18 protein-coding genes are annotated in these 19,926 nt (G+C 49.6%); 2 read left to right on the top strand and 16 right to left on the bottom strand.

The features are described from left to right. Positions 1-7: 7 nt before the first annotated feature. From atpD to asnC, 12 genes are all read right to left on the bottom strand, one after another. Positions 8-1,387 carry a F0F1 ATP synthase subunit beta gene (atpD, locus tag V8L73_RS19235; RefSeq protein WP_027273885.1) on the bottom strand — a complete coding sequence of 460 codons (1,380 nt, stop codon included), beginning with the start codon at positions 1,385-1,387 and terminating at the stop codon, positions 8-10. A 33-nt stretch (positions 1,388-1,420) separates the two neighbouring features. After that, entirely contained in the window at positions 1,421-2,284 is an 864-nt protein-coding gene (gene atpG, locus V8L73_RS19230) for a F0F1 ATP synthase subunit gamma (protein ID WP_027273886.1), read from the bottom strand. A gap of 45 nt (positions 2,285-2,329) precedes the next feature. Beyond that, positions 2,330-3,871: a F0F1 ATP synthase subunit alpha gene (gene atpA / locus V8L73_RS19225; protein ID WP_027273887.1), complete on the bottom strand. Its 1,542-nt coding sequence runs from the start codon at positions 3,869-3,871 to the stop codon at positions 2,330-2,332. A gap of 12 nt (positions 3,872-3,883) precedes the next feature. Next, complete coding sequence (gene atpH / locus V8L73_RS19220) at positions 3,884-4,417, bottom strand: F0F1 ATP synthase subunit delta (RefSeq protein WP_347253757.1); 534 nt, start codon at positions 4,415-4,417, stop codon at positions 3,884-3,886. Positions 4,418-4,431: 14 nt separating this feature from the next. After that, positions 4,432-4,902: a F0F1 ATP synthase subunit B gene (gene atpF / locus V8L73_RS19215; protein WP_027273889.1), complete on the bottom strand. Its 471-nt coding sequence runs from the start codon at positions 4,900-4,902 to the stop codon at positions 4,432-4,434. 62 nt (positions 4,903-4,964) lie between these two features. Beyond that, the gene (gene atpE / locus V8L73_RS19210; protein WP_027273890.1) at positions 4,965-5,207 is read right to left on the bottom strand and encodes a F0F1 ATP synthase subunit C; all 243 of its coding nucleotides are present in this window, start codon (positions 5,205-5,207) and stop codon (positions 4,965-4,967) included. A gap of 49 nt (positions 5,208-5,256) precedes the next feature. Then, the gene (gene atpB, locus V8L73_RS19205) at positions 5,257-6,081 is read right to left on the bottom strand and encodes a F0F1 ATP synthase subunit A (protein ID WP_027273891.1); all 825 of its coding nucleotides are present in this window, start codon (positions 6,079-6,081) and stop codon (positions 5,257-5,259) included. Between the two features lie 25 nt (positions 6,082-6,106). Further along, positions 6,107-6,487: an ATP synthase subunit I gene (locus tag V8L73_RS19200; protein ID WP_027273892.1), complete on the bottom strand. Its 381-nt coding sequence runs from the start codon at positions 6,485-6,487 to the stop codon at positions 6,107-6,109. Between the two features lie 605 nt (positions 6,488-7,092). Beyond that, complete coding sequence (gene rsmG / locus V8L73_RS19195) at positions 7,093-7,713, bottom strand: 16S rRNA (guanine(527)-N(7))-methyltransferase RsmG (protein ID WP_347253756.1); 621 nt, start codon at positions 7,711-7,713, stop codon at positions 7,093-7,095. Between the two features lie 10 nt (positions 7,714-7,723). Further along, positions 7,724-9,613 (bottom strand): tRNA uridine-5-carboxymethylaminomethyl(34) synthesis enzyme MnmG, encoded by a 1,890-nt coding sequence (gene mnmG, locus V8L73_RS19190; RefSeq protein ID WP_347253755.1) that lies wholly within the window; start codon positions 9,611-9,613, stop codon positions 7,724-7,726. Positions 9,614-9,978: 365 nt separating this feature from the next. Beyond that, positions 9,979-10,443, bottom strand: coding sequence for an FMN-binding protein MioC (mioC, locus tag V8L73_RS19185; protein WP_347253754.1), 465 nt, complete (start codon positions 10,441-10,443; stop codon positions 9,979-9,981). 91 nt (positions 10,444-10,534) lie between these two features. Further along, a complete protein-coding gene (asnC, locus tag V8L73_RS19180; protein WP_027273897.1) occupies positions 10,535-10,996 on the bottom strand; it encodes a transcriptional regulator AsnC in 462 nt (153 codons plus the stop codon). Between the two features lie 154 nt (positions 10,997-11,150). Between asnC and asnA the strand changes: the two genes are divergently transcribed. Then, complete coding sequence (gene asnA / locus V8L73_RS19175) at positions 11,151-12,140, top strand: aspartate--ammonia ligase (RefSeq protein ID WP_027273898.1); 990 nt, start codon at positions 11,151-11,153, stop codon at positions 12,138-12,140. Here asnA and viaA read toward each other — a convergent pair. Together viaA and ravA are read right to left on the bottom strand one after the other, a co-directional pair. Further along, complete coding sequence (gene viaA, locus V8L73_RS19170; RefSeq protein ID WP_347253753.1) at positions 12,137-13,588, bottom strand: ATPase RavA stimulator ViaA; 1,452 nt, start codon at positions 13,586-13,588, stop codon at positions 12,137-12,139. The two genes, asnA and viaA, sit on opposite strands and share 4 nt — an antisense overlap. Beyond that, the gene (gene ravA / locus V8L73_RS19165; RefSeq protein ID WP_347253752.1) at positions 13,585-15,108 is read right to left on the bottom strand and encodes an ATPase RavA; all 1,524 of its coding nucleotides are present in this window, start codon (positions 15,106-15,108) and stop codon (positions 13,585-13,587) included. Before ravA ends, viaA begins: the two co-directional genes overlap by 4 nt. 228 nt (positions 15,109-15,336) lie before the next feature. Here ravA and kup point away from each other — a divergent pair, with 228 nt between their 5' ends. Next, on the top strand, positions 15,337-17,205 hold the full coding sequence (gene kup / locus V8L73_RS19160; RefSeq protein WP_027273901.1) for a low affinity potassium transporter Kup: 1,869 nt from the start codon (positions 15,337-15,339) through the stop codon (positions 17,203-17,205). Positions 17,206-17,256: 51 nt separating this feature from the next. Here the strand turns inward: kup and mdtD are convergent, their stop codons facing one another. Beyond that, positions 17,257-18,645 carry a multidrug transporter subunit MdtD gene (mdtD, locus tag V8L73_RS19155; RefSeq protein ID WP_347253751.1) on the bottom strand — a complete coding sequence of 463 codons (1,389 nt, stop codon included), beginning with the start codon at positions 18,643-18,645 and terminating at the stop codon, positions 17,257-17,259. Between the two features lie 15 nt (positions 18,646-18,660). After that, positions 18,661-19,365, bottom strand: a complete 705-nt coding sequence (locus tag V8L73_RS19150) for a FadR/GntR family transcriptional regulator (RefSeq protein ID WP_027273903.1) — start codon at positions 19,363-19,365, stop codon at positions 18,661-18,663. Between the last annotated feature and the right edge of the window lie 561 nt (positions 19,366-19,926).

Genomic DNA, 19,926 nt, shown 5'->3' with positions numbered 1-19,926 from the left:
TCAACGCTTACAGTTTCTTGGCCTTTTCTACGGCTTCATCGATAGAGCCGACCATGTAGAACGCCTGCTCAGGCAGGTGGTCGTATTCACCGCTCATGATGCCGTTAAAGCCGCGGATAGTATCCTTCAGCGAGACGTACTTGCCCGGAGAACCGGTGAACACTTCCGCTACGAAGAACGGCTGAGACAGGAAGCGCTGAATTTTACGCGCGCGGGATACCACCAGCTTATCACTTTCAGACAGTTCATCCATACCCAGAATGGCGATGATGTCCTTCAGTTCCTGATAGCGCTGAAGAATTGACTGAACGCCGCGTGCGCACTCATAGTGCTCTTGACCCACAACCAGCGGATCCAGCTGACGGCTGGTGGAATCTAGCGGGTCAACCGCAGGGTAAATACCCAGAGAGGCGATTTGGCGGCTCAGTACGACCGTTGCGTCCAAGTGGGCGAAGGTGGTCGCCGGAGACGGGTCGGTCAAGTCATCCGCAGGAACGTATACGGCCTGAACGGAGGTGATAGACCCCGTCTTGGTAGAGGTAATACGCTCTTGAAGCACGCCCATTTCCTCAGCCAGAGTCGGCTGGTAGCCTACGGCTGAAGGCATACGGCCCAGCAGTGCGGATACTTCCGTACCGGCCAGGGTATAGCGGTAAATGTTGTCGATAAACAGCAGAACGTCACGGCCTTCATCACGGAACTTCTCCGCCATGGTCAAGCCCGTTAACGCTACGCGCAGACGGTTTCCAGGCGGCTCGTTCATCTGACCATATACCAGCGACACCTTGTCCAATACGTTGGATTCAGTCATTTCGTGGTAGAAGTCGTTACCTTCACGGGTACGTTCACCTACGCCTGCAAACACGGAGTAACCGGAGTGCTCGGTCGCAATGTTGCGAATGAGCTCCATCATGTTTACGGTTTTACCTACGCCGGCGCCGCCGAACAGGCCGACTTTACCGCCCTTGGCGAACGGACAAATCAGGTCGATAACCTTGATGCCGGTCTCCAGCAGCTCGGTTGCGCCCGACAGGTCTTCGTAGCTCGGCGCTGCGCGGTGAATAGCCCAACGCTCTTCTTCGCCGATGTCGCCCTTCATGTCGATAGGGTGACCAAGCACGTTCATGATGCGGCCCAGCGTCGCTTTGCCCACCGGTACTTCAATCGGGTGTTCCAGATCGAGCACGTCCAGACCGCGGCTTAAGCCGTCTGAAGTACCCATCGCGATGCAACGAACAACACCGCCGCCGAGCTGCTGTTGAACTTCCAGAACCAGCTTGGCATCAATTTGAACTTCAAGCGCATCGTACACTTTCGGTACGGCGTCTTGCGGGAATTCGACGTCCACTACGGCGCCGATAACCTGGATAATCTTTCCAGTAGCCATCTTGAATCCTCTACGTAATTCCTAAACCAAGCCTTAAACCGCCGAAGCCCCAGAGACAATCTCGGTGAGTTCCTGAGTGATGCTGGCCTGACGCGCTTTGTTATAAACTAACTGAAGCTCTTTAATCAGCTCGCCGCCGTTGTCGGTTGCGGCCTTCATCGCCACCATTCGTGCTGCCTGTTCGCTGGCAAGGTTTTCTACAACACTTTGGTAAACCTGAGATTCTACGTAACGGCGAAGCAGCATATCGAGCAGCGGCTTCGGATCGGGTTCGTAGAGATAGTCCCAGGTCTTGCTTTTGATCTCTTCGTCTTCAGAAGGAGGCAGCGGAAGCAGCTGCCGGATTTCAGGAGACTGAGACATGGTGTTTACAAAGTGGTTGTTCGCCACAAACAGCTTGTCCAAACGCCCTTCGTCGTAAGCCTGAAGCATCACCTTCACCGGGCCAATCAGTTCAGAGACCGAGGGGCTGTCCCCCATGCCCGTGACCTGAGCGACGATGTTCGCGCCTACCGATGAAAAGAAAGAGGCGCCTTTAGAACCGATAAGCGCCAAATCGACGCTTACGCCCTTATCGCTCCACTCTTTCATTTCAGACAGCAGCTTTTTGAACAGGTTGATGTTCAAACCGCCGCACAGGCCGCGGTCGGTAGAAACGACCAGATAGCCTACGCGTTTAACTTCGCGCTCTTCCAGATAGGGATGCTTATACTCAAGATTCCCCAGCGCAAGGTGACCGATCACTTTGCGCATCGTCTCGGCGTAAGGACGGCTTGCCGACATCCGATCCTGCGATTTACGCATTTTGGACGCGGCAACCATCTCCATCGCTTTGGTGATCTTCTGCGTGTTTTGAACGCTTCCGATCTTGCTACGTATTTCTTTTGCGCCGGCCATTAGATTCTCCTCATAACCTGGCGGCCCTTTCAGGCCGCAGGATTATTACCAAGACTGAGTGGCTTTGAACGTATCAAGGATAGCCTTCAGGCCGGCCTCGATTTCGTCGTTGTAACCACCGGTTTGGTTGATCTTCTCGATAAGCTCAGCGTGGTCGCGTAAAGCATAGGCTAACAGCGCCTCTTCAAAACGACCGATTTTTTCCAGCTCAACGTCTTCCAGATAGCCGCGCTCTGCCGCATAAAGCACCAGAGACTGAGCGGCGACCGACATCGGCGCATACTGCTTCTGCTTGAGAAGTTCAGTCACTTTCTGGCCGTGGCTCAGCTGCTTGCGGGTTGCATCGTCCAGGTCTGAAGCGAACTGAGAGAATGCCGCCAGCTCGCGATACTGTGCAAGCGCAGTACGAATGCCGCCTGACAGCTTCTTCATGATCTTGGTCTGAGCCGCACCGCCTACGCGCGATACGGAGATACCCGGGTTAACCGCCGGGCGGATGCCCGCGTTAAACAGGTTAGACTCAAGGAAGATCTGACCGTCGGTAATGGAGATAACGTTGGTCGGTACGAACGCAGATACGTCACCCGCTTGAGTTTCGATGATCGGCAGCGCGGTCAGCGAGCCCGTTTGCCCCTTCACTTCGCCTTTGGTAAACGCTTCAACGTACTCGGCGTTAACGCGCGCAGCGCGTTCCAGCAGACGGGAGTGGAGATAGAAAACGTCGCCCGGGAACGCTTCACGTCCTGGCGGACGGCGCAGCAGCAGGGAGATCTGGCGATAGGCTACGGCCTGCTTAGACAGGTCATCATAAATAATCAGCGCGTCTTCACCGCGGTCGCGGAAGTATTCGCCCATAGCGCAGCCGGCGTACGGAGCCAGATATTGCAGCGCGGCGGATTCGGAAGCGGAAGCAACGACGACGATGGTGTTAGCCAGCGCGTTGTGCTCTTCCAGCTTGCGCACCACGTTAGCGATAGTTGACGCCTTCTGGCCGATAGCCACGTAGATACACTTGATGCCGGAATCACGCTGGTTGATGATAGCGTCGATAGCCAGCGCGGTTTTACCGGTCTGACGGTCGCCGATGATAAGCTCACGCTGACCGCGACCGATTGGGATCATGGAGTCAACGGCCTTATAACCGGTTTGAACCGGCTGATCGACCGACTGACGCTCGATAACGCCTGGCGCAATCATTTCAACGGGAGAAAATCCGTCGTGCTCTACGGGGCCTTTGCCGTCAATCGGCTCACCCAGCGTGTTCACTACGCGTCCCAGCAGGCCGCGGCCGACCGGAACTTCAAGAATACGGCCGGTGCACTTAACCTTCATGCCTTCAGCAAGGTCGGTATATGGACCCATAACGACGGCGCCGACGGAGTCACGTTCAAGGTTGAGTGCGATAGCATAACGGTTGCCTGGCAGCGCGATCATTTCGCCCTGCATAACGTCGGCCAGACCGTGAATGCGGATGATTCCGTCGCTGACGGAAACGATAGTACCTTCATTGTGAGCTTCGCTCACCATGTTGAACTGAGCAATGCGTTGCTTGATCAGTTCGCTGATTTCTGTGGAATTCAGTTGCATGCTCCAGTCCCCTTAAGACTGCAAGACGTCTGCTAAACGATCCAGACGACCACGTACGCTGTCGTCGATCACCATATCGCCTGCGCGAATAATGAAGCCGGCGATAACAGACTTATCAATTTTGCAATTTAGCTTAACTTTGCGCGACAAACGTTTTTCCATCGCAGCGGCAATCTTTGCCAGCTGGTCGTCACTCAGAGCGGCGGCAGAGGTCACTTCCACATCAACGGTGGACTCCTGTTCCGAGCGCAGCTGAATAAACTGTTCTAGCACGTCAGGAAGCACGATTAAACGTCCATTTTCAGCCATGACCTTTATCAGATTTTGGCCATTCTCGTTGAGCTGTTCGCCGCAAACCGCAATAAAAGTTTCCGCCATGTGTTCCGGCGCGATAGCGCCGGACAACAAACCGTGGACCTGTTCATTGCGGCTGACTTCAGCGGCAAATACTAACATTTGCTGCCAGTCATCCAGCGCGTTTTGCTCAACGGCAAAGTCAAAAGCTGCTTTGGCGTAGGGGCGAGCTACAGTAATAAATTCAGACATCTGCCCCTCCCTCCTTACAGTTCAGCGACCAGTTTATCAACGATGTCGCTATTGGCAGCTTCATCCACGGAACGTTCGATAATTTTCTCGGCGCCGGCAATCGCCAGCATAGCCACCTGTTTGCGCAGCTCTTCACGGGCGCGTTTGCGCTCCGCGTCGATTTCGGCCTTCGCTTGAGCAAGAATTTTTTCACGCTCATGTTCGGCTTCGGCCTTGGCCTCTTCAACGATCTGCGTCTTGCGCCTGTTAGCCTGTTCAATAATCACCAGCGCTTCGGCTTTCGCCTGGGCCATCTGGTCGGTCACGTTGGCTTGCGCTAGGCTCAGGTCTTTCTTAGCCTGCTCTGCAGAAGCCAAGCCGTCAGCAATCTCTTTCTGACGCTTTTCGATGGCCGCCATAATGGGGGGCCATACGTACTTCATGCAGAACCAGACAAACAGGACAAACGCTATAGCCTGGCCGAGGATTGTTGCATTAAGATTCACAGCACAATGCCTCTTTTAAAGTGAATAAATGGGTTTGTTTTCAGTACCGTTGACACCGAACGTTATCCGGCGACGGCGAACATGACATAGAGCCCCAAACCTACAGCGATCATCGGGATGGCGTCGACCAGGCCCATTACGATGAAGAACTGCGTACGTAACAGAGGAACAAGATCCGGCTGACGAGCGGCGCCTTCCAGGAATTTACCACCCAAAATACTAATACCTATCGCGGCACTGATTGATGCAAAGCTAATCATGATTGCAGCAACCAGATAGAGTAGATCCGTGTTTAGGTTTTCCATGACAGTCTCCAGTTTATTTCAGTTAAAACTAAGCAGTTGGTTGTGAAAATTAGTGTTCTTCAGAAGAAGCCATCGACAGATAGACAATCGTCAGAACCATAAATATAAACGCTTGAAGCGTAATAATTAGGATGTGGAATATCGCCCACGGAACGTTGAGCAACCACTGTGACCACCAGGGCAAAAGCCCGGCAATCAGAATGAAGATTAGCTCACCCGCATACATATTTCCGAACAGTCGCAGGCCGAGAGAAACCGGCTTGGACAGCAGGCTTACGCCTTCCAGAATGATGTTGATGGGAATAAACGCCCAGTGGTTAAAAGGCTGCAGGGCAAGATCGTGAAACAGCCCCTTTAAGCCCTTCATCTTCACTGTGTAGATAATGATCAGGAAGAATACGCCAATCGCCATGGAAAGCGTGACGCTGACGTCCGCAGTAGGTACAACCCGTAAAGCGGGCAGCCCCAGCACGTGCTCAGCGATGTAAGGCAGAAGATCGATAGGCAGCAGGTCCATCAGGTTCATCAGGAAAACCCAGACGAAGATGGTCAGCGCCAGAGGAGCAATCAGTCGGCTCTTGGCGTGGTACATCTCTTTTACCATGCCGTTTACAAAGCCAATAATAAGCTCTACCGCGCACTGAAGCTTACCGGGAACGCCGCTGGTCGCCTTTTTGGCAACGCTGCGGAAAATGCAGATAAACAGTAAACCAAGAACGATTGAAAAAAACATCGAGTCGATGTTTAGCGCCCAGAACCCTGGCGAATCCACCCCTGGCTTAACGAGCTCCAGAGTGCGTAAATCCACCTGAAGGTTGTTTAAATGATGGCCAATGTAATCCTGTGGAGTAGAGATTTCCCCTGATGCAGACATGATGCCTCTCACTCTTGATTATCAACTAGTTATGAAAAATATTTATCACTATAGGCGCCACTATTTGCGCAACTAACACAGCCAGATAGGCTATACAAACGGGCAGTGGTTCAGCCTTGAATACCGCCAACGCAGCGACCAATAGTACGATAGTCATCGCTATCTTTGCTATCTCGCCGATAAAAAACGGCCACGCCAGATACCCTTGCTGAGGCCCGCCCCGACACCATTTTGTCAGGAGGAAAAACAGCGCGTTGGGCAAATATACTGACATCCCGCCAAAAAGTGCGGAAATCGCCCATTTCTGACTGTTAATACAAAAAACGGCGCTAAACAGGATAACAACGACAAGCTGAACCAACAACAGTCTGCGGGCCATCACGGTATCATAAAGCGCTACAGACATGGCGTATCATCTCTATCAAGCGTTAGCTTTTTATAAAAATCAAAAGTCCGTTTTTTATAAACACAAGTACCGTATAAAACTGCCTTTGTTGACCGGAGTCAAGCGGCAAAAGACAGCTAAATTATACGGGGAAATCCGGTTTATTCCACACTTAGGTAACAAAAAAGTGAACAAATAATTAAAAATGCAAATATTCACTTTTTACCCGCCTTGAACAAAACGACGCTTATTATTACTAATAAACAAAATTCTGTATTGAATAATTATCTTTTTGTGAACGGAATCACATAAATAAATTCAGCGAAAAGGAACATAAATAGTTACTTATCTTGTTAATTATTAATAAATTTATATAAAATCAATAGACTGAATTGATTCAACAATGCCGAAAGCTAAGGGGAAGTTTAAGAAAGAGAAGCTGTTGATAATATGAGCAACAGGCTCTCGCCCTAAAGAATATGTTTAATTTATGTTTTAAAATTGTTAACACGTAAATTAAAAAACGTAGCAATAATAAATAAAAAACAACGTGTTTTTTTAAAATTGAAAAGAAGTAGCTAAAGCACAATTAATTAAATTCTGATGCGAGTCACACTCGCGCCGCATCATTTTTGAGCTTTAACCACCACCAGGTGGCGCTCACCGTCCAGCTGCGGGACCTCCAGCCTGATAACCTCTTTAACGCTAAAACCCTCAGGAATTTCAGCTAGCTCTTCCTCTGAAACCACGCCCTTAAGGGCATAAAACAGCCCATTATCTCCAGGAAGATGGCGACACCAGCTCAGCATATCCCCCAGAGACGCGAACGCGCGGCTAATCACACCGTCAAAACCTTCAGGGATTGAGTACTCTTCAACCCGTGTTTGAACGGGCGTTACGTTGGTCAGCCCAAGCTCATGAACAACCTGGCGGATAAATCGGATGCGCTTACCCAGACTGTCAAGCAGGGTAAAGCTGGCTTCAGGCCTGACGATCGCCAGCGGGATGCCGGGAAGGCCCGGACCTGTGCCTACGTCAATAAAGCACTCCCCGGTAAGGTGGGCGTTAACCACGATGCTGTCCATAATGTGGCGAACCAGCATCTCTTGCGGATCCCTGACCGAAGTCAGGTTGTAAGCCTTATTCCACTTGTTGAGTAGATCAACGTAGGCTAAAAGCCGCTGTTTTTGTTCATCCGTAAGGGCCATTCCGGCAGAAGCCAACAGGCGGTTAAAACGATTTTCCAAAGCCATATCCTCAAGCGCTTTTCCGCAGTATTCCCTGCTTTTTCAACCAGATTAGAAGTATAGAGATCGCCGCAGGCGTAACGCCGGAGATGCGCGATGCCTGCCCGATAGAGGTCGGCTTGTGGTCATTAAGCTTTGCGCACACTTCGTTAGACAGCCCGGTCACCTGACGGTAGTCAAGATCAGTGGGAAGAATGGCGTTTTCGTTACGCAGATGCTTTTCAATCTCATCTTTCTGACGAGCGATATAGCCTTCGTACTTAACCTGGATTTCTACCTGTTCGGCCGCCTGGGCGTCGTCAAGCGCAGGGCCAAACGGCGACAGCGTCGTCAGGGAGGCATAACTGACTTCAGGCCTTTTAAGCAGTTCTTCACCGGTAGCCTCTCTGGAAAGCGGAGACTTCAACAGCGTATTAATTTCTTCAGCCTGCGGCATCGTTGGATGAACGTAGACGTCTCGCAGACGCTGGCGTTCGCGCTCGATATTCTCCTGCTTGCGCAGGAAGTGTTCCCAGCGGGCATCGTCCACCAGGCCCATTTCCCGCCCCGTTTCGGTCAGACGCAGGTCTGCGTTATCTTCACGCAGCAGAAGCCGATATTCGGCTCTGGAGGTAAACATGCGATAGGGCTCTTTGGTCCCCAGCGTACAAAGATCGTCAACCAGTACCCCGAGGTAGGCCTGATCGCGACGCGGTGCCCAGCCCTCTTCCTCAGACGCCAACCGTCCGGCGTTTAACCCAGCCAGAAGCCCTTGAGCAGCAGCCTCTTCATAACCGGTAGTGCCGTTAATCTGGCCGGCAAAAAACAGGCCCTGAATATACTTACTTTCAAGCGTCGGCTTGAGATCTCTCGGATCGAAGAAGTCATACTCAATAGCATATCCAGGACGTACGATCCTTGCGTTCTCCATGCCAGTCATTGAACGAACGATTTGCATCTGTACGTCAAACGGCAGGCTGGTTGAGATCCCGTTAGGATAAACCTCATTGCTGGTTAATCCTTCCGGCTCCAGGAAGATCTGATGCGAATTGCGATCGGCAAAGCGCATGACTTTGTCTTCGATCGAAGGGCAGTATCGAGGGCCGATCCCTTCGATGATCCCAGCATACATTGGGCTACGATCCAGATTATTGCGGATCGTTTCGTGGGTTTTTTCATTCGTGTACGTGATGTAGCAGGGGATCTGCCTTGGATGTTCATCCGCACTTCCCATGAATGAAAATACGGGTACCGGCGTGTCTCCATGCTGCTGCTGAAGGATATCAAAATTGATAGTGCGGGCGTCTATGCGAGGGGGCGTACCGGTTTTCAGCCGTCCAACTCTCAAAGGCAGTTCTCGCAGTCTCTGAGAAAGACCAATTGACGGCGGATCGCCGGCGCGACCACCGCTGTAATTTTCTAAACCGATGTGGATCTTACCGTCAAGGAAAGTTCCGACCGTTAAAACAACCGCCTTAGCTCTAAATTTCAGGCCCATTCTGGTTACCGCTCCGGTAACCCTGTCGTTTTCAACGATAAGATCTTCAACAGGCTGTTGGAAAATAGTCAGATTAGGCTGGTTTTCCAACGCCGTACGCACGGCTAATTTATACAAAGCGCGATCCGCCTGAGCGCGAGTAGCTCTCACGGCGGGGCCTTTGCTGGCGTTGAGCGTTCTAAACTGTATGCCGCCTTTGTCAATGGCGTGCGCCATTAACCCGCCAAGCGCGTCGATCTCTTTTACCAGGTGTCCTTTACCGATCCCGCCAATGGCCGGGTTGCAGGACATCTGCCCTAGCGTATCGATATTGTGGGTGAGCAATAAAGTTTGCTTACCCATGCGGGCTGCTGCCATGGCGGCTTCAGTCCCTGCATGACCGCCACCTATTACGATGACGTCAAAGGAATCTGGATAAAACATGGTATGACACCTCGGGATGTTCGAACGATCTTCGGCCTGGATTATTCTGTCCAGGGGCGCAGATTCTACTCGACTTTAAAGATTAGTCCAACCGCGATGGATCGGTCTTAAATAAAGAAAGATCTTTTTATTTAAAGATCTCTTTACTGGATCTTTTATTAGGATCCGCACTCTCTGTGGATAAGGATCTTTTCACGTTAAGGATCATATTATTGAAAGGATCCTTTTCTTGTGGAAGAAAGGAGATCATGCTCTTCATAACGTGGGTACAAAACATGTATTTATCCACATGTGAAACCAAGGAACTCGGTTGTTCTTTGGATAACTACAGGATAATCTCGCGTTTTCAATAGAGTTATACACATTTATTTGGCTAAAAAACCAGCTTCTTTTAGATCGTTAAGCCACAGATCCAGCCACACCTCGGCCGGATCTTCGGGAATTTCGTGTTCCGTTACGTCGATCTCAAGCCGTGAACCGATCCTTTTAGCCCCTTTATCCTGAAGAATGCGATCGACCGTTTTTATTCCGCCACAAAAAGTGTCGTATTCTTTGCTGCCAAGCCCGACTGCGCCATACGCAACTCGACTTAGATCCGGCTGCTGTTCTTCTATTTGTTCAAAGAGCGGCTGAATGTTGTCCGGCAGTTCTCCTGCGCCGTGCGTCGAGGTAACTATAAGCCAGATGCCTTCGTTGCTAAGTTCATCAAGTTCTGCGCCGTGCAGCACTTCGGTGCTAAAGCCAGCTTGAGTCAGCTTTTCTTCTAGATGTTCGGCTACATATTCGGCGCCGCCCAGCGTGCTGCCGCTAATGAGGGTAATATCTGGCATGAGTTATCTCTTAAAGCTCTGCGTTTTGTGCATTGTACGCGGTGAAATCTCTGGGATCTACCTGTGGATAATGTGGGTACTAAAAAATAGCCTATGGCCTGATCGTCCTCATTATAGGGTTTTGCAACGAGATCAGCGTTTCAGTTGACTGGATCTCATCAATCGTTTGGATCTTGTTGATAAGTACGTGCTGCAGGCCGTCAATTGAACGGGTCATCACCTTAATAAATATGCTGTAATGACCCGTGGTGTAGTAGGCTTCAACCACCTCTTCAAGATTGGACAGCTTGGCCAGCGCCGCCGGGTAGTCTTTAGCGCTTTTAAGGATGATGCCAATAAAGCAGCAAACGTCGTAACCCAACCTTTTTGGGCTGATTTCAACCTGAGTGCCCAGAATGATCCCCGCCTGCTTCATCTTTTCTACTCTGACGTGGATCGTGCCGGGGCTGACGTTAAAATTTTTAGCCAGCTCGGCGTAAGGAACACGAGCATTTTGCATGAGCTCGTTGAGGATATCTCTATCCAAATTATCGATTTGGTAATTATCGGCCATTTTTTTTCCTCTTTTTTATCGTTTCATCATTAATCTAGCCTATAAATTGATTAATAAAAACCAATGTGGCTATATTTATTGATGATTATTGAATTTACTCTCCGTTTTGTTGCTTAATACTCATCAACGAAGTCACCGTATTGAGACAAACACAATGAAACAGCCATTTATTAAAAAACAACAACAGATAAGCTTTGTTAAATCGTTCTTCTCACGTCAGCTTGAGCAAAAGCTCGGGTTGGTTGAGGTTCAAGCGCCTATTCTGAGCCGCGTGGGAGACGGTACTCAGGATAACCTTTCCGGCTGCGAGAAAGCCGTTCAGGTTAAGGTAAAGGCTATTCCGGAAGCGACGTTCGAGGTTGTTCATTCGCTTGCCAAGTGGAAGCGTCAAACGATGGGGCGTTTTGGTTTCCTTGCCGGAGAGGGGATCTACACCCACATGAAGGCGCTGCGTCCTGATGAAGATCGTTTAAGCCCTATCCACTCAGTCTACGTCGATCAGTGGGACTGGGAGCGCGTGATGACGGATTCGGAGCGCAACTCCGACTATCTCAAGCAAACGGTACGCACTATTTATACTGCAATTAAGGAAACGGAAGCGGCCGTTGAACGCGAGTTTGGCTTAAAGCCGTTCCTGCCGGAAGAAATTCACTTTGTTCACAGCGAAGAACTTTTGCAGCGCTATCCGACTCTGGATGCTAAAGGGCGTGAACGCGCAATCGCCAAAGAGCTGGGCGCCGTTTTCCTTATCGGTATTGGTGGGAAGCTGTCTCACGGCGAGTCGCACGATATTCGCGCGCCTGACTACGACGATTGGACAACGCCGGGTGAAGACGGGCTTGGTCTGAACGGCGATATTCTGGTCTGGAACCCGACGCTTCAGGATGCGTTTGAAATATCCTCCATGGGTATTCGCGTCGACGCTGAAACGCTAAAACGTCAGCTGGCGCTGACGAAGGACGAGTCTCGCTTGGCGTTGGAATGGCATCAGGCGCTGCTGCGCGGCGAAATGCCTCAAACTATCGGCGGCGGTATCGGCCAATCCCGCCTGGTTATGCTACTGCTACAGCAAAAGCATATTGGACAGGTACAGTGCGGCGTGTGGACGCCTGAGCAGCGCGAAGCTGTAGAATGTATGCTTTAACGGCTAAACAGGCGGCGCTTTAGCCGCTGACCAAGCTCGGTTTCGAACCGCCAGATGTGGTCGAAGGTTTTCATAACGCCGGGCTTACCGTGTTTAGACATGGCCACTGCGTGAAAGCGGTGGCCGCTTTTTTTCTGCTTTTCAATCAGCCTTAGGGCCAAATTTTCAGGCAGCCTCTGGGCTATAAAGTCTGATATCACGACAATATCTGCGTCCTGCCACTCTTTTTCTTCTATTTTTTCGAGCGTTTGCAGCAGGCAGCCCGCCAGGTCGGTTCCCCCCTTAAAACGCTGGCTAAGGAAACGTACGGTTTCTGAAATTCCCGTTCCCGACGTAAGCTCGTAGTGGATCACGCCGGTTGAAAACAGCATCACGTGGCACTTTCTGCCTTCCGTCATGGCGATGCGCAGTAGCGCCAAGCAAAAGGCTTTGGCGCACTTCTCGTTAAATCCGCCCATCGATCCGGATGTGTCGACGCACACGATAAACGGCCCGCCGGGTTGGCGTTCGCTGACGGTTTTTGAAACAGATCGAACTTTCGTTCTTTCTCGCCATATATCGCCCTTCAGGCGGTAGGTCAGCAGCCGTTGCTCCAGAAACCGGCGGTAAAATTCGGTTTCCAGCTCGTCTACGTTAAGCAAGACCATTTCCGTCGGCAGCATGCGGACAATATCATCACTCTGGTGTATGCCTTCGAGGCTGTCAGGCAGCACGGCGGGCTCCCTGACCATGATTTTATATTCTTCTTTTTGGGATTCATGGCGAGAGATAACGGCAGGCTTATAGCTTCTACCCAACATCTCTGCCAGTCGACGCAGTTCTGGCTGTTTGACGAGAAAATTACCGTATTCAATAAGCTTTTCGCAGTCGGCTTTGTACTTTTGCTGACGGCTCATGTCCCACAGGCTGCCTGCGCCTTTGTCGTTTTCAACCAGCAGAGGCTCCAGCTTACTGCTGACCTCCAGCCGCTCCTGCAGCTCTTCCATTAGCTTTTCCCATTCCGTTTCGAGTAAGGAAACGTGCAGAGAGGTCACCTGTAGCGACAGAGATTTTCGCCAGCGCTCTATAAACAGCTTTTGAAACCCTTCGCCGTGGCGCTCCGTTGAGTTTAAAAGCGCTTTGGCCGAGTTACTGAATGACGAATTGAGCGACTCAAGCCGTTCAACGATGGTTTTTACTTCCGAGGCAAAGTCGGCGCTGCTCCAGGCGATGGCCTGTTTGTAAAATGCGAACTCTCGGGATATAGGCGAAGGTACGTCTGATTGCTGGAGCTGATAGCGTTGTTTTTTTTTCCAGGCGGCAACTTCTTTGTCGAATGAGCGCTTTATTTTGGGATATTTTTCAAAAAAAAGCGCAAGCTGAGGTGCCGCTAGCAGCCCTATAATAATCTCTTCAATGAGCTCCGTTTCGCTGATGGAAAGCAAGAGCTCTATAGTTTGTAGGCTCATCGAGTTGAACCGGACGAATGGAAGCGCTGTTTCTGTTTTTCTATCTCTTCGTGAACGGCAAGAAGGCTGGCCTCTATTTTTGCTAACCAGCTTTTGTCTACGAACAGGCAGGGCTGAGCGTCGTTAAACCGCTTTCTTTGTTCATCAAGCCGGTTTTGAACCTGCTGTAGGCGCTGGGTTAACGCTTCCGAAGGCTTAATATGGTCCGAATTATTAGATAAATAGAGCGTGGAGGTCGACAGGCCGGCATCCTGTAAAACCAGCTGTTGAGCGTCGTTAACGGCCATATCCAACGACTGCATAAAACCAATGCCGTTTAGCTTGCCTTTCAGATATTCACCTTTAGCCAGCCACTGTTCGAGCCTCTGCTTTTCTATTACTACATGCGTTACGTCTATTTCGTGCAGCGTAAGGGGCGTTTCCAGAGTCAATGTGACTTCTGATGTGTCGGCTGGAAGGTTTAATAGATAAATAGGCTTGCGGCTAAACATTGCGTTTTTTATTTCAACGGTCAAAGACTGCTGCTTGGACTGCTGCTGTTGAAACTTCATCCAGTCTTTGTCTATTTGCCGAATTTGCATCAGCATAGCCTGCTGCTGATAGGCAATTTCAGTCATTAATCCTTCTAACTGATGGTCAACCAGCGATTGAGAGCGTTCGTCGTACCACAGGCAGTCTTTGAGCAGAATAATGTCAACGATGCTAATCGCCGCGCGATCGTTAAAAAAGGCGCTGGCCTGCAGCAGTCTGGCGGCCTTTTTCCAGCGCCTGTCGGAAATATAGGGGCCGTTATCCAGCTCGCTGATTTCCTGGCGCAAGCGATAAACGAGCTCAAAAACTTCTTCAGGAATAGCTACTTGATTAATTTTATCCTGCCACTGTTCATATTCCTCACCGTCTATTCCCAGAGCCTCAACGGCGGAGTTAACGTTTTCTTCATTGCGCTGATTTATCAGCATTAAGAAGTGGTGTTTTTCCTGTACGTTGGTTAACGAAATTCGAATGAGCATCCTGTCATAGAGCGCTTCCAGACCGCTGTCTTCTTCTGGAAGTTCGTTGGAGGCGGCGATTAAAAGTTTTAACGGGATCGCAGATTCCATATCGCCGTTACGAAAACGGCGTTCGTTGATTGCGGTAAGCAGCGTGTTGAGAATGGCGGGGCCCGCTTTCCAAATCTCATCCAGAAAAACGATTTCAGCTTCAGGTAGATAGTTACGCGTTATCCGAACGTAGCGGCCTTCTTCCTTTAGCGCTTTAATAGACAGCGGCCCGAAGACTTCTTCCGGCGTAGAAAAACGCGTCATTAAATATTCAAACGATTTGGCCTGTTTAAAGGCATATTTCAGCCTGCGGGCGATAAGGCTTTTAGCTATGCCCGGCGGACCGAGTAAAAAGACGCTTTCTCCGCACAGCGCTGCCAGCAGGCAGAGCCTAACGGCATGCTGCCTTTCATAGAGGCCTGACTCAAGGTGGTTGCTTAAGCGAGTAATTCTTTCTGACAGAGGAATAGAGGTAGACATAATGGTAGGTGGTATCTGTCGCTAGAGATAGCTATCATTATAGCATTCATAGAATTATCTTATCGTTATAAATAATGAACATATGTACTTACCATTTATAAAAATATTTTCTTAAGAAAAGTGCAACGAATCTATACCATCTATAATTACTCTATCTTGTTCATTAACGTGCGTTAATGCACTTTCAATAATATTCAACCGCCGGGATCGTCGGTAAAAGAAGCCCTTATGAGTACAGATAATAAACGTTCGTTACCGGCCGCAATGCTCGCTACGATAGGCGTTGTTTATGGTGATATTGGCACCAGTCCGCTTTATACCTTAAGGGAATGTTTTTCAGGATATTATGGATTTAGCGTTGAACCGAACGTCATTTTCGGATTTCTCTCGCTGATTTTCTGGATGTTGATATTTGTTGTTTCAATTAAGTATCTCTGCTTCGTTATGAGGGCCGATAACTCAGGTGAAGGGGGGATTTTGACCCTGATGTCGCTGGCCGGCAGGTTTGCCAGCGATAAAAAAACGGCGCTTATCGTCATCGTAGGCCTTATCGGCGGCAGCTTCTTTTACGGAGAAGTCGTTATTACGCCGGCGGTGTCCGTTATGTCTGCTCTGGAAGGGCTTGAGGTATTGGCGCCGTCTTTAGATGCCTATATTGTTCCGTGCGCAATCCTGGTGCTCACTATTTTATTTTGCATACAAAAACACGGTACGGGCGGCATAAGCAAAGTGTTTGCTCCGGTGATGCTGTTGTGGTTTGTGGTTATCGGTGCGCTCGGCGTTCGCAGCATTTTTCTAAGCCCTCAAATTCTCTATGCGCTTAATCCAAGTTGGGCGCTCGACTTCTTTTTGCAATATAAATCGCTTTCGTTTTTTGCGCTTGGAGCAGTGGTGCTGGCGATTACAGGCGTGGAAGCGCTGTATGCGGATATGGGGCATTTCGGCAAGATGCCCATTCGCTACGCCTGGTTTACCGTAGTTTTGCCCTGTCTGGTGCTGAACTACTTTGGCCAGGGCGCTTTGCTGTTAAGAACGCCGGAAGCCATTAAAAACCCGTTCTTCCTGCTGGCGCCGGAGTGGGCGCTTATCCCGTTATTGATACTGGCTGCTTTGGCGACGGTTATTGCTTCACAGGCCGTTATTTCCGGCGTTTTCTCTTTGACTAGGCAAGCTGTCCACTTGGGCTATCTGCCGCCAATGAGAATACTGCATACTTCCGATATGGAAGCCGGACAGATTTACATTCCCGTTATTAACTGGATGCTCTACTTTGCCGTTGTGCTGGTAATAGTGACGTTTAAGCACTCAAGCAACCTGGCGGCGGCTTATGGTATTGCCGTAACGGGTACGATGGTGATCACGTCATTTCTTTCCTGTACGGTTGCGGTGCAAAACTGGAACTGGTCAAAACCGCTGGTTATTTTGATTCTCTGCGTTTTCCTGTTCATTGACGTGCCGCTGTTTTCCGCCAACGCAGTAAAAGTCCTTTCCGGCGGCTGGCTGCCGCTGCTTTTGGGGTTGGGCATGTTTATCGTCATGACTTCCTGGAAGAGCGAACGCTTTAGGCTGCTGCGTCTTATGAACGAACACGGTAACTCTCTGGAAGCGCTGATTGCGTCTTTAGAGAAAAATCCCCCTACCCGCGTGAAGGGGACGGCCGTTTTTATGATTCGAACGACGAATGTTATTCCCTTCGCGCTGCTGCACAACCTGACTCATAATAAGGTTCTGCACGAGCGCGTTGTATTACTAACGATAAAAACTGTTGATACACCTTATGTTCACAACGTTAAAAGGGTGACTATTGAGCAGCTCTCTCCTTCTTTTTGGCGCGTCGTGACTAGCTATGGTTATAAAGAGACGCCAAACGTTGAAAACATCTTCTATCTGTGCGGATTGGAGGGGCTTTCTTTCAGCATGGAGGAATCGTCGTTTTTCCTTTCCCACGAGTCAGTAAGGTTGGGTAAACGTCCATGGTATCTGCGGATAAGAGGGCGACTGTTTCTGGCGCTTAACCGTAACGCTCTGAAAGCGCCGGATCAGTTTAAAATTCCGCCAAACAGGGTGATTGAGCTTGGTACTCAAATTGATATCTAGATTGAACCCCGCCACGGGATACGTGACGGGGTTCAACCTGATAAGGGTTACTTACTGATTTTTATCTATCAGGCCTCTGCCGTCGTGAGGTTTTAACATCATGAATACGGTTGATGACAGCAGAGTGATGATACCCATAGTAATAAACGTGTAGTGGAAGTGATCGATAGTGTCGCCGAACGATATGCTTTCATAAGCGTGAAGCACCGTTGCGCTGACGGCAACGCCAAAGCTAACGGCAAGCTGCTGGCTAACCGCCATCAGGCTGTTGCCAGAGCTTGCCGTTTTGTCATCCAGATCGCCAAGCGTAATGGTATTCATTGATGTGAACTGGGTAGACATGACCATTCCCAAAAAGAAAAGGGGAATTATCAGCATCCAGAGAGGCTCATCGGCGGTTTGTAGAGAGAGCATGGCAATCATTAGGCCAATCATCATAGTGACGCCAATAAGCGTCTTTCTATAGCCAAATCGTCTTAATATGTTGGTAACCGCTGATTTAGCCAATAGAGACCCAACGGCGGTTGGCGCCATCATAAGGCCTGCCGTCAGGGCTGAATAGCCAAACCCTATTTGCAGCATCAGCGGCATAAGAAAAGGGACGCTTCCCGTTCCCAGCCTGGAAATAATCCCGCCAAAAATACCGATAGAGAAAGTTCTTATTTTAAACAGCGACAGGTGAAACAGCGGATAGCGGGACTTGAGCGCGTGGCGTATGTACATCAACAGTAAAAGGATGCCTGCGATAAATACGACAACGGAAATGGCCGTCGATACGATTTGTTCACTAAAAAGAGACAGCGCGCTGAGCATCATGACCAGGCTAAACCCAAACAGAAAAAATCCTGACGTGTCGAATTTTTTACTGGGGGCCGTAAAATCAGGCATATAGATGCGTGCGCAAAAAATACCGATGATGCCGATAGGAATATTGATCAAGAAAATCCAATGCCAGGTCGCATAGGTAACCAGCCATCCCCCCAGCATCGGGCCGACGATAGGGCCTATTAATCCAGGGATGGTAATAAAGTTAAGCACCGCAAGAAGTTCGCTGCGAGGGTAGGCTCTTAGCAGCGCCAGACGGGCTACGGGCATCATCATTGCGCCGCCGATGCCTTGGATAATTCTGGCGCCGACCAGCATGAGAAGCGAGCCAGACATTGCACAAAGCAGGGAGCCTAAAACGAACAAAAAAACAGAGATAGAGAATATTCTGCGAGTGCCGAATTTATCCGCCAGCCAGCCGCTGATAGGTATAAGCATCGCAACGGTCAACGTGTAGCTGATAATGGCGGACTGCATAGCGAGCGGAGAGTGATTGAGGCTTTTGGCAATTGCGGGAATTGCCGTGTTAAGAATGGTTGCGTCCAGCGCCTGCATAAAAAATGCGATCGCGGCTATCCAGGGAAGGCCCGCTACGCTGCGCGTTGCCTGAGTCATTCACTACCCCATCGATTAGAAGTTGTAGACTTTGATATCCTTTTCCAACAGATCCTGCGTTGCCTTAAGAGCGGCCTGCCCGTCTTTTTTCAAGATTGCATCAACAATAGCCTGGTGGTGCTCTAATTTGATGACTTCATTATTGGTGACCGATCTGAAATATATTTTATAAACAGAGCTAAATAAAATAGAGAACGACGTTAGCAAGGGATTATTGCTAGCAGTATAGATGAGTTCATGAAAGTCCGTATCAACGCGGACCCAGGTTTCCGGATTGAACTCCTTATGCAAGGCCCTCATTTCGGCCATAAGTAAAGAGAGCTGATAGCGCTGTTCGTTGCTGGCGTTAACGGCTGCCAGAGCGGCCGCCTGAGGCTCAAGCGCGCGGCGAAGCACAACGAAATGCTGAGTTGCTTCAATAAAATTGTCTTTTGTTATCCACCACGAAAGCAGCTCTTTATCAAGAAAGTTCCAGTAATGCTGGGGCATGACCCTGGTGCCTATGCGAGGTCGCGCTAGCAGCATGCCTTTTGCGGTAAGCATTTTTACCGCTTCTCTAATTGCCGTACGGCTTACGCTGTAAATATCGCAAAGCTCGTTCTCTCCGGGAAGAATGCTTTCAGCAGCGTATTCTCCAGACAGAATGCGGTGAGCTATCTTTTCTGCAACTACGTACGATAAGTTTCGGTGAGCAGCCTGCTGCTGAAGGCTAAATTGCATTTTGTGGTCCTTAAAAAAGAAGTGATATTTATTATAATTTATTGATAAATATGAAAATGTAAAAATGTGTTTTAGTTAGTATAGAACAATCATATTCGTATAATCAGCTTATTACCATCAACTGTTAGCACACGCTTTGCAATCAAAATGCTGAATACCCGCTTATTGGGTCGCTCAATTATTATTCATTTCGGTAAGTGGCGTTGCATTTTGGTGAAAAATAGACCATTCAGTCAACTTTTCTCAATTAGCGCTTGAAAGCCCGCAGCGAACCCCTATAATGCGCCTCCACTGACACGGCACAAGCCGGTTAGCCCTCAGAATTAAACGCGCAAATCGGTGATTTACCGCTTGACTCTGAAACGGGATGGCGTAATATACGCAGCCCGCGTCACGGGAAGTTTTTCCCTGACACACGCTCTTTAACAATTTATCAGACAATCTGTGTGGGCACTCACAGGACACTATCCAACAGCGCTTCGGCGCAAACGATAGATAAAAGTCTTGAAGAGTGAACATCAGTTAATTCATTACGAACTAACAGTAAAGATTCTTTGAGCA

It is taken from the genome of Leminorella grimontii (assembly GCF_039789245.1).
In the GTDB taxonomy this organism is placed as follows: domain Bacteria; phylum Pseudomonadota; class Gammaproteobacteria; order Enterobacterales; family Enterobacteriaceae; genus Leminorella; species Leminorella grimontii.
Note: the sequence above shows the minus strand (reverse complement) of the source record. Positions and strands in the feature narration are given on the sequence as shown.